The 12,899-nt window shown below is 57.6% G+C and carries 15 protein-coding genes; 10 read left to right on the top strand and 5 right to left on the bottom strand.

The window, feature by feature from the left end; all coding sequences use genetic code 11:
- From Q1B15_RS17205 to Q1B15_RS17195, 3 genes are all read right to left on the bottom strand, one after another.
- A partial coding sequence (locus Q1B15_RS17205) for a 2Fe-2S iron-sulfur cluster-binding protein (protein WP_299755982.1) occupies window positions 1-2,640 on the bottom strand: 2,640 nt, incomplete at its 3' end.
- Window positions 2,637-2,966 carry a sarcosine oxidase subunit delta gene (locus Q1B15_RS17200; protein ID WP_299755979.1) on the bottom strand — a complete coding sequence of 110 codons (330 nt, stop codon included), beginning with the start codon at window positions 2,964-2,966 and terminating at the stop codon, window positions 2,637-2,639. The genes Q1B15_RS17200 and Q1B15_RS17205, both read right to left, overlap by 4 nt.
- A 111-nt stretch (window positions 2,967-3,077) precedes the next feature.
- A complete protein-coding gene (locus Q1B15_RS17195) occupies window positions 3,078-3,254 on the bottom strand; it encodes a hypothetical protein (protein ID WP_299755977.1) in 177 nt (58 codons plus the stop codon).
- 347 nt (window positions 3,255-3,601) lie between these two features.
- Between Q1B15_RS17195 and Q1B15_RS17190 the strand changes: the two genes are divergently transcribed.
- Entirely contained in the window at window positions 3,602-3,745 is a 144-nt protein-coding gene (locus Q1B15_RS17190; protein ID WP_299755975.1) for a hypothetical protein, read from the top strand.
- Between the two features lie 155 nt (window positions 3,746-3,900).
- Here the strand turns inward: Q1B15_RS17190 and Q1B15_RS17185 are convergent, their stop codons facing one another.
- A complete protein-coding gene (locus Q1B15_RS17185; RefSeq protein WP_299755973.1) occupies window positions 3,901-5,145 on the bottom strand; it encodes a sarcosine oxidase subunit beta family protein in 1,245 nt (414 codons plus the stop codon).
- A gap of 195 nt (window positions 5,146-5,340) precedes the next feature.
- Between Q1B15_RS17185 and ccmI the strand changes: the two genes are divergently transcribed.
- The 3 genes from ccmI to Q1B15_RS17170 are packed head-to-tail and all read left to right on the top strand — an operon-like array spanning window position 5,341 to window position 7,276.
- A complete protein-coding gene (gene ccmI / locus Q1B15_RS17180) occupies window positions 5,341-6,564 on the top strand; it encodes a c-type cytochrome biogenesis protein CcmI (protein ID WP_299755970.1) in 1,224 nt (407 codons plus the stop codon).
- Entirely contained in the window at window positions 6,561-7,040 is a 480-nt protein-coding gene (gene ruvX, locus Q1B15_RS17175; RefSeq protein WP_299755967.1) for a Holliday junction resolvase RuvX, read from the top strand. The genes ccmI and ruvX overlap by 4 nt, the downstream gene beginning before the upstream one ends.
- Window positions 7,037-7,276: a DUF1289 domain-containing protein gene (locus Q1B15_RS17170; protein WP_299755964.1), complete on the top strand. Its 240-nt coding sequence runs from the start codon at window positions 7,037-7,039 to the stop codon at window positions 7,274-7,276. The genes ruvX and Q1B15_RS17170 overlap by 4 nt, the downstream gene beginning before the upstream one ends.
- A gap of 92 nt (window positions 7,277-7,368) precedes the next feature.
- Here the strand turns inward: Q1B15_RS17170 and dksA are convergent, their stop codons facing one another.
- Window positions 7,369-7,815, bottom strand: a complete 447-nt coding sequence (gene dksA, locus Q1B15_RS17165) for an RNA polymerase-binding protein DksA (protein WP_299755961.1) — start codon at window positions 7,813-7,815, stop codon at window positions 7,369-7,371.
- Window positions 7,816-7,993: 178 nt separating this feature from the next.
- Here dksA and Q1B15_RS17160 point away from each other — a divergent pair, with 178 nt between their 5' ends.
- Genes Q1B15_RS17160 through Q1B15_RS17135 form a run of 6 tightly spaced genes read left to right on the top strand, consistent with a single transcriptional unit; the run spans window position 7,994 to window position 12,892 of the window.
- Window positions 7,994-8,833, top strand: a complete 840-nt coding sequence (locus Q1B15_RS17160; RefSeq protein WP_299755958.1) for a MoxR family ATPase — start codon at window positions 7,994-7,996, stop codon at window positions 8,831-8,833.
- Window position 8,834: 1 nt separating this feature from the next.
- Complete coding sequence (locus Q1B15_RS17155; RefSeq protein ID WP_299755955.1) at window positions 8,835-9,743, top strand: AEC family transporter; 909 nt, start codon at window positions 8,835-8,837, stop codon at window positions 9,741-9,743.
- Entirely contained in the window at window positions 9,740-10,183 is a 444-nt protein-coding gene (locus Q1B15_RS17150; protein ID WP_299755952.1) for a GNAT family N-acetyltransferase, read from the top strand. The genes Q1B15_RS17155 and Q1B15_RS17150 overlap by 4 nt, the downstream gene beginning before the upstream one ends.
- Complete coding sequence (locus Q1B15_RS17145) at window positions 10,180-11,544, top strand: DUF2927 domain-containing protein (protein WP_299755950.1); 1,365 nt, start codon at window positions 10,180-10,182, stop codon at window positions 11,542-11,544. The genes Q1B15_RS17150 and Q1B15_RS17145 overlap by 4 nt, the downstream gene beginning before the upstream one ends.
- Window positions 11,541-11,708, top strand: coding sequence for a hypothetical protein (locus Q1B15_RS17140; protein ID WP_299755947.1), 168 nt, complete (start codon window positions 11,541-11,543; stop codon window positions 11,706-11,708). The genes Q1B15_RS17145 and Q1B15_RS17140 overlap by 4 nt, the downstream gene beginning before the upstream one ends.
- Window positions 11,708-12,892: a VWA domain-containing protein gene (locus Q1B15_RS17135; protein ID WP_299755944.1), complete on the top strand. Its 1,185-nt coding sequence runs from the start codon at window positions 11,708-11,710 to the stop codon at window positions 12,890-12,892. Before Q1B15_RS17140 ends, Q1B15_RS17135 begins: the two co-directional genes overlap by 1 nt.
- The last annotated feature ends 7 nt before the right edge of the window (window positions 12,893-12,899 follow it).

Below are 12,899 nucleotides of genomic sequence, written 5' to 3'. Positions count from 1 at the left end.
CAGTCCCAAGTCCTGCGGAATAACCGTGCCGTCTGTCTCGTCGCCAATCATGATAAGGCCCTTTTCGGCGCGCATGATGTGCAAAGCCTCGGTGCCATATGGCGTGATCCGAAACTCCGCGCCGGCTTCCAACAGGGTATCCCAAAACGCACGCCCCTGACTTGCGGGAACCGCAATCTCAAAGGACAACTCCCCTGAAAACGATATCCGGAACACACGCGCTGAAAACTGCCCGAGCGCGCCCTCAGCCCATTGCATGAACGGCAAGCCGTCCTTCGACAAATCCATCCCGCCCAGCTTTATCAACACGTCGCGCGCCTTCGGGCCCACAACGCCTATCTGAGCGTATTGTTCCGTCACATTGGCCACGTAAACCTTCCAGTTCCACCACTCAGTCTGAAGCCATTCTTCCATATGCGCGTGGATACGATCAGCCCCGCCCGTCGTTGTATGACAAAGCCAAGTGTCTTCGTCGATCCGGGCCACCACGCCGTCATCCGACAAAAAGCCGTTCTCCGAACACATCAGACCATACCGGCATTTGCCCACCGCCAGCGTCGACATCATATTCGTGTACATCATATCCATGAAACGCCCGGCATCTGGCCCTTTCACGACCAGTTTGCCAAGTGTCGAAGCATCCAAAAGCCCCACGCTATTGCGGGTTGCCAGCACCTCGCGGTTCACTGCCGTTTGGATGTCTTCGCCCTCTTTCACAAAAGCATAGGGGCGACGCCAATGGCCAACCGGCTCCCAATGGGCACCGTTTGCGTCGTGCCAATCATGGATCGGCGTTTTGCGGATCGGCTGGAACAGATCGCCCCGTGCTTCACCCGCAATCGCGCCCATCGAGATCGGATGATATGGCGGGCGGAATGTTGTCGTGCCGACTTTCGGGATGTCCTGCCCCAGTTGACCCGCAAGAACTGCAAGGCCATTGATATTGCTCAGTTTGCCCTGATCCGTGGCCATTCCAAGCGTCGTGTACCGCTTTGCGTGCTCAACGCTTTCGAACCCCTCGCGTGCGGCCAACTCAACATCCGTCACTTTGACATCGTTCTGGTAATCAAGCCAAGCCTTCGAACGCAGCGCGTAAGATGCCTTTTCGGGCATCGTCCAAACCGGGCGCATCGCCTGCACGGTTTCAGGATCCGCCGTTGCAGCCGCACCAGCCTTCCCCGAAGCCACCACCTGAATGGCCGCGGCCTCGCCCGTTTTTTGAGCATCCGACAAAACGTCAACCGTCGTGAACTCACCATTGGCCGTGCCAGCCGCCAGAACAAAAGCCGCGCCGTCTGCGCCGGTTGGTGCACGCTTAGGGTCAGGTCTGAAGAGCGCGCCGTCGTCTTGCCAGGTCAGCTTGCCACCGCAATGGGACCAAAGATGCACGACCGGAGACCAACCTCCCGCCATCGCGACGCAATCCGCCTGAAGTTCCTCAAGGACGGCGCCCGCGCCCAGAACATCGCAGACAGCAACAGCCTCGACCTTGCCCTTCCCAGTCACTTTGGAAATTCCGCGCCCAGTCATCACGCGGATACCGGCCGCGCGCGCGGCCTCTGCCAGGGGGCCAGTCGCTCCAGATCTCGCGTCCAGAACTACAGCCTCCAAACCGGCGTTTTGCACCGTCAACGCCGTGCGGTACCCATCGTCATTGTTCGTCACAACAACCGTCCGCTGCCCCGGAGCCACGGCATAATTCGTCACGTAGTCACGCACCGCGGAGGCCAACATAACCCCCGGCAAATCATTCCCAGCAAAGGACAAGGGACGCTCGATTGCTCCGGTCGCAGTCACGATCCTCCCAGCGCGAATACGCCAGAGGCGATGCCGCGGTAGGCTGGGATCAGGCGCGTGGTCCGTTAGGCGCTCGTAGGCCAAGGCATAGCCGTGGTCATAAACGCCCGCCCCCATAGTGCGCATGCGCAGCCGCACGTTTGGCATGGCTTCAAGAGTCGCCAAAGTCGTGCTCACCCATTCATCCGCCGAAACGCGATCAATCACCGCGCCATCCACCGGCGCCCGGCCACCCCAATGGGCAGTCTGTTCAATTAACAACACATCGGCACCCACTTCACCGGCAGCTTTCGCCGCCTGAAGGCCGGCAATGCCGCCGCCAACGATCAAAACGTCCACCGTGGCATTGAAATGCTCGTAGTGGTCTGCGTCCCGGTGCCGGGGCGCCCGCCCAAGACCAGCGGATTTGCGAATAATCGGCTCGTAGACATGCTTCCAGAACGACCTGGGCCAAAGGAACATCTTATAATAGAATCCCGCCGGCAAAAACCGCGATAGCTTTGCGTTGATCTCGCCGATGTCAAACTCAAGGCTTGGCCAATGGTTTTGGCTCTCTGCCGCCAGCCCATCGAACAATTCAGTCGTCGTAGCCCGTGCATTTGGCTCGAATGTTTTATCAGTACCAAGGCTCATAAGGGCATTTGGTTCTTCCGCGCCGCTGGCAACGATACCGCGCGGGCGGTGGTACTTGAACGAACGGCCAACAAGCATCTGCCCCTGCCCAAGAAGAGCCGAGGCCAGTGTATCGCCCGCGTACCCCCGCATGGTCTTACCGTTGAAAGTAAACTGGCGCGGTACAGTCCGATCGATCAGGCGACCGCCGGTCTCAAGACGATGACTCATGCGAAGTCCCTCCAGCGCCAACCCGGCACTTTGGCCGAAATCGCTTCACGAATGTCTTTCGGCGGCTCAATTACTTGCGCAGAATATGTTCCAAATACTTCAAGCGTCGACGTGTTACGGGCTGCATGGAACCACTTTCCACACCCATAGGCATGCCGCCACCGCTCGAAATGAACGCCGCGTGGGTTTTCCCGCATAAACATGTATTCCTCGAACGCATTGTCCGAGGACCCGGGGCCGTGGCGCGTCAGATGCGCTTCCCCACCGGCGTCTAATTCGGTCTCGTCACAGGCAACGCCGCAGTAGGGACATTTCAGAATCAGCATGGCGCAACCTGTCTTTCAAACCAATCAAAAGCGCCGCCCGACCGGACGGCACTTGGATAAAGATAAAGGGCTGCCAGGGCAGAGAAGCCAAGCTCGCCCCGGTAAAGCGGTTTAGAAGTTGGAAGAGACCTGCTGCGGCTGCTCGGTATTGGCGTAGCCGCGCAGCGAAACGATAAAAAGCCCAACCAGAAGCAAAGGCACTGCCGCACCCACAATAAAGCCCGCAAATGCCCCACGGCGGCGGGGGAGTGACCCGCTGGTTGGCAACCGATTGAGGACTCGTTGCATATCGAAATCTCCTGTTGGTCCTCCCCAACCGATATTGTACGGTTCACAGCCTTCAAGCCAACGAATTCATTTTGAGGCATCGGCGCGTTGACGCGATTGAGACAGTGTTTTTCCACCGAACGGCTTTGCGCACCGCAAAGAGCCCCTATATACGTTTCGCAACGATGCATGGAGCATGCGTACAATGAGTGAAGTCCTTCGCGTTTCCAGCCGCGCTGCGCGAAGCTCTTGCAGAGATTCAAGTTTTTCAAGCCTATTGAGCGGCGAAAAAGGATCCAATTGATTCCGAAGCCCTCAAGAATGCGAATTTTCTCCGCGCAAGCGGAAGTGACAACGGTGGTCCTTGAATGAAACCTGTCTTCCAAATCATGCCAATCGCCCTTTTGCTTGGCGGCGCTATCTTCGCGGTCTGGCGCGGCATGAACACCAAGTCCGACCGCACCTCTAATCGCGCCAAGGGCGGTGGTCCGATCTGGAAGACGTGGAAGTAGCCGGCGTTGTTGAAGCCCGCTTTGCAAATACTGCCTCTCGCACTTCTGGAGATTGGCGCCACATGGGCCGCTCTGAAAGGTTTGTGTCCTAAACCCGACAGCACCGACAACAAAGCCGGCGGCGGTGGAAGCGAAAGTCATACTGAAGGCCCCCACTAGTGCGCCACCCCAGCCGCCACGCTTTCATCAATAAAACGCCCCTCGCTGAAGCGGTCCAAACCGAAAGCCTCGGTTAAAGGCGAATGTCCGCTCGCCATCAGTTGCGCCATGCCCCAGCCCGATCCTGGGATCGCCTTAAAACCACCAGTTCCCCAACCACAGTTGATAAAGCAGTTCTCAAGCGGCGTTTTTGACAGGATCGGCGAGCGGTCCCCCGTTACATCCACGATCCCGCCCCACTGGCGCAGCATTTTCAATCGCGAGATCATCGGGAACGTCTCAACCAACGCGCGTACAGTTTCCTCGATGTGATGGAACGATCCACGCTGAGTAAAGTTGTTATACCCGTCCGTGCCGCCACCTATGACCATCTCGCCCTTGTCGGACTGGCTCATATAGCCATGAACCGTATTCGCCATGACAACCACGTCCATGCACGGCTTGATCGGCTCACTGACCAAGGCCTGCAATGCCACCGAGTCAATCGGCAGTCGGAACCCGGCCATATCCGCGACATGGCCGGAATGCCCCGCCACAACGACGCCCAGCTTGTCACAGTCGATATCGCCCCGCGATGTTGACACTCCAACGACTTTGCCGCTTTCGGACCTGACACCCGTAACTTCGCATTTCTGGATAACGTGCATGCCCATTTGAGAGCATTTGCGCGCATAGCCCCAGGCGACCGCATCATGACGCGCAGTTCCGCCACGTGGTTGCCAAAGCGCACCCAGAACCGGATAGCGCGGCCCGCGTATTTCCATGATGGGGCACAGCTGCTTCACGCGCTCAGGGGCAATAAACTCGGTTGTGACGCCCTGAAGGGCATTGGCGTGCGCGGTCCGCCGGTAGCCGCGAATTTCATGTTCTGTCTGTGCCAGCATCATGACACCGCGCGGGCTGAACATAACGTTGTAATTAAGGTCCTGGCTCAGGTCCTCATAAAGGCTGCGTGCCTTCTCATAAATCGCCGCCGAGGGGTCTTGCAGATAGTTCGAGCGGATGATGGTCGTATTGCGCCCGGTATTCCCGCCACCTAGCCATCCTTTCTCAAGAATCGCCACATTGCGGATGCCGTGATTTTTACCAAGGTAGTAGGCCGTCGCAAGCCCATGTCCGCCCGCGCCGATGATGATCACATCATACTTGCGATTTGGTTCAGGCGATCCCCAAGCACGCGTCCAGCCCTGATGGTCGCGAAATGCTTCACGCGCCACAGCGAATACGGAATAACGGCTCATCAGTGCATCACCCCTTTGGCGTCAGAGAGCGTCCGACGCATTGTTCTTTCTTGGTAAAAAATAGCACAAATGTGAAGGCAGCAAGCGGCAAGGCTTGGCTGTTTCGCGACACGAAGCCAGAATTGCCCCCAAGACCGACTGTCGCAGGGGTCGAAATCCCTTCCGATCCGATGTTTTGCACATTAAGTGAAGGGAATGTTATTTTGGATAATCTCTGTCGCAATGGCGCTTGTCGTCGCAAGTCTGCTCATCGGGGCCCTGCGCGCGGCAAGGCTTCATGATGTAACTGCTGCCAATTCGGACATCGCAGTCTATAAGGATCAGCTGACCGAGGTGGAACGCGACCTTGCGCGCGGCATTCTGACCGAGGCCGAGGCAGAAGCGGTCCGTATCGAAGTCTCGCGCCGCCTTCTTGAAGCTGACAATCGCTCCAGCGACCGTGAGTTTGACCAAACGGGCCAAAGCGGTCCCGGAATTGCAATCGTAGCCCTTGTTGTTGTGGTTGGTGGCATCGCGACTTACGCGTGGCTTGGTGCTCCCGGCTATGGCGACATGCCAATGCAGGCGCGCCTTGCGGCCTTGGAGGTCGCGCGTGCAGACCGTCCGGCTCAAGTTGCTGCCGAAGCGGAAGTGGTTGATCAGCTCCCAAAACCCGAAGCGCCTGATCCAGCGTTTCTGACCCTGATGGCGCAACTCCGCAGCGCGGTAGCAGAGCGGCCCGATGACATTCAGGGCCTGACATTCCTTGCCCAATACGAGGCTCGCATCGGTCGTTTCGCACAAGCGCGCGAGGCGCAGGAACAGATCGTTGCGGTAAAGGGCAATAGTGCCACTGTCGTTGACCGCCTGACGCTGATCGATATCATGGTTTTCGCAGCAGGCGGCTATGTCTCACCCGAAGCCGAAGCCGTTTTGCGCGATATTTTGCGCCAGGCGCCCGAAAATGGCGCAGCACGCTACTATCTCGGTCTTGTCGAAGCGCAGGCAGGCCGCGCGGATCGGGCGTTCCCAATCTGGGCACGGCTTCTCGAAGACAGTCCCCCCAACGCGCCTTGGGTTCCTGTTGTGCGCGCTGAAATCCTCGCCGTGGCCTTCGCGGCGGGTGTGACGAATTATAAGCTTCCCGTGATCTCCGGACTACCTGCCCTCCGCCCGGAAGACATCGAGGCCGCAGACGAGATGACCCCGCAAGAGCGCGCCGAAATGATCCAAGGCATGGTAGGCCGCCTTGCCGATCGTCTTGCCATCGAGGGGGGGCCACCCGAAGACTGGGCCCGCCTCATCTCGACCCTTGGCGTTCTTGGCGACACCCAACGTGCCCGCGCAATCGCCGCAGAGGCCTCAAGCGTCTTTGCAGGCAACGCCGCAGCCTTGGAATTGATCGCGCGCGCCAGTGCGCAGGCTGGGATAGCACAATGATCACCGACGATATAATCGCCTTTTTTGCAGCCACCCCCCCAATGCGCGCGCTGGCCGGCCTAGATCTTGGCACAGTTACTATCGGCGTCGCGGTTAGTGACGGTATGCGGCAGGTGGCAACGCCGCTGGAAACGATACGTCGCAAGAAGTTCGGCTTAGACGCGGCCCGGCTTTTGGAGATCTGCGAGGACCGCAACATTGCCGGCATTGTGCTTGGCTTGCCACTCAATATGGATGGCAGCGAAGGCCCGCGATGCCAATCGACCCGCGCCTTTGCCCGCAACCTTGAAAAGTTGACTGACTTGCCGATTTCTTTCTGGGACGAACGTCTTTCAACTGTCGCGGCCGAACGGGCCTTGCTTGAGGCTGATACCTCGCGTAAACGCCGCGCCGAAGTGATCGACCATGTCGCGGCGTCCTACATTTTGCAAGGGGCGCTCGACCGTTTGTCCCACCTAGAAGCGAGCCGACCATGAGCGACGACATTTGGACACGTGACGAGATCGAAAGTCCGTGCATCAATATTTGCATGATCCATAGTGACGCAAAAATATGTGTCGGATGCGCTCGCACCGCAGATGAGATCACGATCTGGTCGCGTCTGTCTCCCGAGGCGCGGCGCGCCATCATGGAAGACCTGCCAGCACGCGCAGCCGATATGCCGGGTCGGCGCGGCGGGCGCGCAGGGCGCATGAAACTGCGCGACGTCTAACGTTCGCATCCCGGCTCACAACCGACCCTTTGTAACGAAAAAAGCGCCACGGACGGACCGCAGCACTTTCTCATTCGCTTAGGCGTCGATCTTTAGTCGTCGCGGTGGACTTTTTCACGACGCTCGTGACGCTCTTGCGCCTCAAGGCTCATCGTCGCGATCGGACGCGCATCAAGCCGCTTCAGTGAGATAGGTTCACCGGTCTCGTCGCAATACCCATATTCGCCGTGTTCAATGCGACGCAAAGCGGCATCAATTTTTGACACCAACTTACGCTGTCGATCCCGCGTTCTTAGCTCAAGCGCCCGGTCTGTTTCTTCGCTCGCGCGGTCTGCGATATCAGCGATGTTGCGACTTGAATCCTGAAGCCCCTCGATCGTCAGCTTGCTGTCGCCCATAAGTTCGGACTTCCAATTCAGCAGCTTACGTCTGAAGTACTCCACTTGCCGTTCATTCATGAATGGCTCGTCTTCAGCGGGCGTATAATCGTCCGGAAGGAAAACTTCGGCTTTCAATGCATTCCCCTTGTTATTTGTCATAATCTTGACTCTTCTCCAACGGGTAGACGACCTGACCCAGCCGTACCAACTGGTTGTTTCTGCGCGGCGTGTACCCCATCAAATAGCGCTTGTCACTACACGATCCTCATGCTTGTCGCCGCACGATGGCGGGGCTACGGTGCGTGCCCAGAGGTTGAAAATAGTCAAGGACATACGCGTGAAATTTACCGGAACGAAAGACTATGTAGCCTCCGACGATCTGGCCGTCGCTGTAAACGCCGCCATCACGCTCGAACGCCCGCTTCTCGTCAAAGGCGAGCCCGGTACCGGAAAAACCGAACTTGCACACCAAGTTGCGTCCGCCATCGGCATGCCGATTATCGAGTGGCATGTGAAATCAACAACCCGCGCCCAGCAGGGCCTTTACGAATACGATGCGGTCAGCCGATTGCGCGACAGCCAGCTTGGCGATGATCGCGTCGGCGATGTCGCGTCCTATATCCGTCGCGGAAAACTTTGGGAGGCGTTCGTGGCGCCTGAACGTGTGGTCTTGCTCATCGACGAGATAGACAAAGCCGACATCGAATTTCCGAACGACCTGCTTCAAGAACTCGACCGTATGGAATTCCACGTCTATGAGACCGGCGAAACTGTGCGCGCTGAAAACCGCCCCGTCGTCATCATTACCTCGAACAACGAAAAGGAATTGCCGGATGCATTCCTACGTCGTTGCTTTTTCCATTATATTCGCTTTCCCGAGATCGACACACTGAAGGCCATCGTCGATGTCCACTATCCCGGCATCAAAGAAAGACTTCTCACAACGGCCCTCACGCAGTTTTACGAAATCCGCGACACACCGGGTCTAAAGAAAAAACCATCCACAAGCGAAGTGCTGGATTGGCTCAAACTGATCCTTGCCGAAGACCTTAACCCCGAGGATTTGCGCCGCGAAGCCACGGATGCGCTGCCCAAACTCCATGGCGCGTTGTTGAAAAACGAGCAAGACGTGGCCCTGTTCGAGCGTCTTGCGTTTATCGCGCGCAGACGCAGCTAGAATGCTAAGCGTTCTGATCGACCCAATTCTACCGGTCTTTGCAATCCTGTTCATCGGGTTTTTCGCCGGTCGCTTAGGCAAGATGAGCGATGACGAAGCACGTGTGTTGAACCGTTTCGCGATGACCCTCCTTTTGCCGGTCTTCGTCTTTCGCGCCGTCGCCTTTGCGCCGATCACCGATTTCAACCTTGCGGCCCTTGCTCTTTACGCAAGCGCGCAAGCGGTGCTGTACACGATCGGCTATCTGATCGCACGCAAGGCCTTTCACCTGGGTATCTCAGAATCCCTTCTGCTTGGCTTTTGTGGTGTCTTTGCCAACAATGCATACTACATCCTGCCAATCGCCAAATTCCTTTACGGAGACACCGGCACTCTTCCTGTCGCTTCCATCGTGATAATGGACGCCATTCTGATCTTTGGCGGCACAATGGTCGCGTTGGAAGCTCGAAAGGGGCTGGATGCCGGGGCGGGCTTTGCGCTTGTCGCCGAGCGGATCGCGAAGCTGCCACTTATATGGGCGCTGGTGCTTGGCTTTGGCTTCTCTGCCGGCGGCGTCGCAATTCCTGGCCCAATCGACACGTTCACCGCTTTTGTCGGTAACGCCGCCTCGCCCATCGCTTTGTTCGCAATGGGTGTCATTCTGTCCGCTACATCACTGAAACCCGAACCCGTGGTCTACGTCATCTCCGCAATCAAAGGCGTGATTTTTCCCGCAACCATCGCATTCCTACTTTACACGCTACTGCCTCCCGCAGTCACGTTACCACTCTTCGTCCTCGCAAGCGCGGGCCCCGCGGGTGTCATGGCCTTTTCGCTGGCGCTTCTGTATTCTGTTCGCACAGACGCGATCATGCAGGTGACCGTCTGGACGTCCATTTTGACCCTCGTATCGCTGGCTTTTCTCGCATGACCAATGTCCGCCCTTTAACCGCCACCGACAAACCCGAATGGCTGCGCTTGTGGCGTGCGTATCTGGCGTTTTACCAGACCGAGCTTTCGCCGGAAATTTACGACACTTATTTCGAACGTCTCTTAGGGGATGACCCGCAGGATTTCCACGGCTTAATCGCCGAAGTGGATGGAAAGCCAGTTGGCCTTGCCCATTACGTTTTTCACCGTCATGGCTGGAAGCTTGAAAATACCTGTTACTTGCAAGACGTTTACGCAGATCCGAATGTCCGCGGCCAAGGCGTGGGACGCGCCTTGATCGAAGCGGTCTATTCTGAAGCAGACATCGCTAACGCTCCGTCCGTGTATTGGCTCACACAAGATTTCAACGCCCAAGCGCGCAAACTCTACGACCGCGTCGGGACTTTGTCGCCGTTCATAAAGTATACGAGACCTTTATGAGATGCGCCCTTCCCTTCGTTGCAGCGCTACTACTTGCGGCCTGTGGAACACAACAGACATCGCGTCAGGCGCATATCCCTTTGACATTGCCTCTGATGAATACGTTCGGCGCGGCGACACCCAGCTTGCCGGACTTATCAAACACCGCACTTGCCCGCGACTTCATCGAACTAACATTTACGTTGGAAAATGGCGCAACAATGCCCGTGTTCACGCGATTCGAAGGCCCAATTACAGTTCGCGTTCTTGGGCGGGCTCCAAGCAGTCTTGGTCCGGATCTCGACCGCCTTTTGGAACGCCTTCGCCGCGAAGCACGGATCGACATTCGCCGCGCGGCTGCCGGGACCGACGCACAAATAACGATTCAACCCGTGTCCCGCGCCCAAATCCAAAGTGTCGCACCATCCGCGGCCTGCTTCGTGCGCCCCAACGTCTCGAGCTGGCGCGAATACCGTGCGCGCCGAAATGATCCCGAAACGTTTTGGAACCGCTTGCGCGTTCGTCGCGAGATGGCCGTCTTTCTGCCCGCAGATGTAAGCCCGCAGGAAATCCGTGACTGCCTCCACGAAGAGATCGCCCAAGCCTTGGGGCCCGTGAACGATCTTTATCGGTTGTCGCAATCGGTCTTCAACGATGACAATTTCCATACCGTTCTGACCGGCTATGACATGCTTATGTTGCGGGCCACTTACGACCCAAACCTGCAAAGCGGCATGCGCCGCGCCGCCGTTGCGGCACGCCTGCCCGCAATATTCTCGCGCCTCAATCGCCGGGGCGGTAGGGCCAATACCGCCCCGATACCATCTGAGAACCCAGAGTGGCGCAAAGCCATTACAAAAGCGACCGATCTCGGAGAGTCACGCGCGCGCCGACTGCACGCCGCACGCCGCGCGGTCGCGCTTGGAACCGTGTTCGGATCAACGGACACCCGACTTGCCTACGCACATTATGTGCTGGGCCGGCTGTTGCTCGCGAGCAACCCGGACCAAGCGCTGGGATCATTCCTTGCGGCGGGCCGGATATATCAAAACCGACCCGATACCGCGATCCATGAAGCCCACGTCGCGATGCAAATAGCCGCCTTTCAATTGTCAGCAGACCGCGCCGATGTGGCGCTTGGATTGGTTAATCGCAACCTCGATGCGGTCAAGCAATCCGAACACGCGGCCCTGCTTTCGCTTTTATTGCTGATCAAAGCCGAAGCCTTGACGCTGCTTGACCGACCGACGCAAGCCGCCGCGGCACAGATCGACGCGCTTGGTTGGGCGCGCTATGGCTTTGGCACGGAAGCCGATATTCGCGCCCGCGTTTCAGAAATTCGCGCCATTAGCCCGCGCACCAGACAGGACAGCTCCTCATGATCATCTTTGCCTTCGCCGTGCTTGGGTTCCTTCTAGGCATCTCTGCCGCGCGAAAACGAAAGGGAAATCGACTTGATATGGCGCAATACGGCGCAGGCTTCGGCATTGCCTTCATGTTGCTCGGAGTTGTTGCTTCGATCGTAATCGAACGCATCATCACCTGATGTTTCTGCCCTTCTTTGATGCGCTGAGACGCGCGGGCGTGCCGGTGACGCTCCGGGAATTCCTTGGGTTTCTCGAGGCCTTGGACGCAGGCCTTGCGACCTATGATGTCGATGCCTTTTACTATCTGGGCCGCACCATCATGGTGAAAAGCGAAGCGCACCTTGACCGCTACGATCGGGCCTTTGCCGAAAGCTTCAAGGGGATTGAGATCATCCCGATTGAGGCCGTCGTCGAAGCGCTTGATCTGCCCGAAGAGTGGCTACGCAAGATGGCTGAAAAGCATTTGAGCGCAGAGGAAAAAGCCGAAATCGAAGCTTTGGGCGGCTTTGACAAGCTGATGGAGACCCTACGAGAACGCCTGAAAGAACAAGAAGGTCGCCACCAAGGTGGATCCAAATGGGTCGGCACGGCAGGAACGTCTCCCTTCGGGGCTTATGGGTATAACCCCGAGGGTGTTCGCATTGGGCAAGATGCCTCGCGCCACCAACGCGCCGTCAAAGTCTGGGACAAGCGGGATTTCAAAGACCTCGACGATACCCGCGAGATTGGCACACGAACGATCAAAGTGGCCCTGCGGAGATTACGGCAATGGGCCCGTGACGGGGCGCATGACGAGTTGGACCTTGATGGTACCATTCGCGCCACCGCAGAACACGGCTACCTCGACGTCAAAACCCGCCCCGAGCGTCGAAATGCAGTGAAGGTGCTGCTGTTTCTTGATGTTGGCGGATCTATGGATTCGCACGTGCAGTTGGTCGAGGAACTGTTCTCAGCCGCCCGAACTGAATTCAAACACCTCGAACACTATTACTTTCACAATTGTCTCTACGAAGGTGTCTGGCGCGCCAACACCCGGCGCTGGAACGCGCAGATCCCGACGTGGGACGTGCTGAATACCTACGGTGCTGGCTACAAATGCATTGTTGTGGGCGACGCCGCCATGTCGCCCTACGAGATCGCAATTCCGGGTGGGGCCAGCGAGCATTGGAACAAAGAGCCAGGCGAAACTTGGCTACGCCGCGCCTTTGAACAGTGGCCCGATAGCTTATGGATCAATCCTGTTCCCGAGACGCACTGGCAATACACCATGTCCACGACCATGATCCGCGAGATTATCGGAGCAGATCGTATGGTGCCTTTGACGCTTGAGGGGCTAATGCGAGGGATGCGGCGATTAGGCTAAAGGGTCG

It is taken from the genome of uncultured Boseongicola sp. (assembly GCF_937988555.1).
Classification (GTDB): Bacteria; Pseudomonadota; Alphaproteobacteria; order Rhodobacterales; family Rhodobacteraceae; genus Boseongicola.
The sequence above is the reverse complement of the archived record's forward strand: the minus strand, read 5'-3'. Positions and strand labels throughout refer to the sequence as shown.

What these genes read in the sequence shown, in the direction of transcription:
- Q1B15_RS17200 (WP_299755979.1), bottom strand. Translation starts at nt 2,966, where the DNA reads ATGCTGATTCTGAAATGTCCCTACTGCGGCGTTGCCTGTGACGAGACC.
- Q1B15_RS17195 (WP_299755977.1), bottom strand. Translation starts at nt 3,254, where the DNA reads ATGCAACGAGTCCTCAATCGGTTGCCAACCAGCGGGTCACTCCCCCGC.
- Q1B15_RS17190 (WP_299755975.1), top strand. Translation starts at nt 3,602, where the DNA reads ATGAAACCTGTCTTCCAAATCATGCCAATCGCCCTTTTGCTTGGCGGC.
- Q1B15_RS17185 (WP_299755973.1), bottom strand. Translation starts at nt 5,145, where the DNA reads ATGAGCCGTTATTCCGTATTCGCTGTGGCGCGTGAAGCATTTCGCGAC.
- ccmI (WP_299755970.1), top strand. Translation starts at nt 5,341, where the DNA reads ATGTTATTTTGGATAATCTCTGTCGCAATGGCGCTTGTCGTCGCAAGT.
- ruvX (WP_299755967.1), top strand. Translation starts at nt 6,561, where the DNA reads ATGATCACCGACGATATAATCGCCTTTTTTGCAGCCACCCCCCCAATG.
- Q1B15_RS17170 (WP_299755964.1), top strand. Translation starts at nt 7,037, where the DNA reads ATGAGCGACGACATTTGGACACGTGACGAGATCGAAAGTCCGTGCATC.
- dksA (WP_299755961.1), bottom strand. Translation starts at nt 7,815, where the DNA reads ATGACAAATAACAAGGGGAATGCATTGAAAGCCGAAGTTTTCCTTCCG.
- Q1B15_RS17155 (WP_299755955.1), top strand. Translation starts at nt 8,835, where the DNA reads ATGCTAAGCGTTCTGATCGACCCAATTCTACCGGTCTTTGCAATCCTG.
- Q1B15_RS17150 (WP_299755952.1), top strand. Translation starts at nt 9,740, where the DNA reads ATGACCAATGTCCGCCCTTTAACCGCCACCGACAAACCCGAATGGCTG.
- Q1B15_RS17145 (WP_299755950.1), top strand. Translation starts at nt 10,180, where the DNA reads ATGAGATGCGCCCTTCCCTTCGTTGCAGCGCTACTACTTGCGGCCTGT.
- Q1B15_RS17140 (WP_299755947.1), top strand. Translation starts at nt 11,541, where the DNA reads ATGATCATCTTTGCCTTCGCCGTGCTTGGGTTCCTTCTAGGCATCTCT.
- Q1B15_RS17135 (WP_299755944.1), top strand. Translation starts at nt 11,708, where the DNA reads ATGTTTCTGCCCTTCTTTGATGCGCTGAGACGCGCGGGCGTGCCGGTG.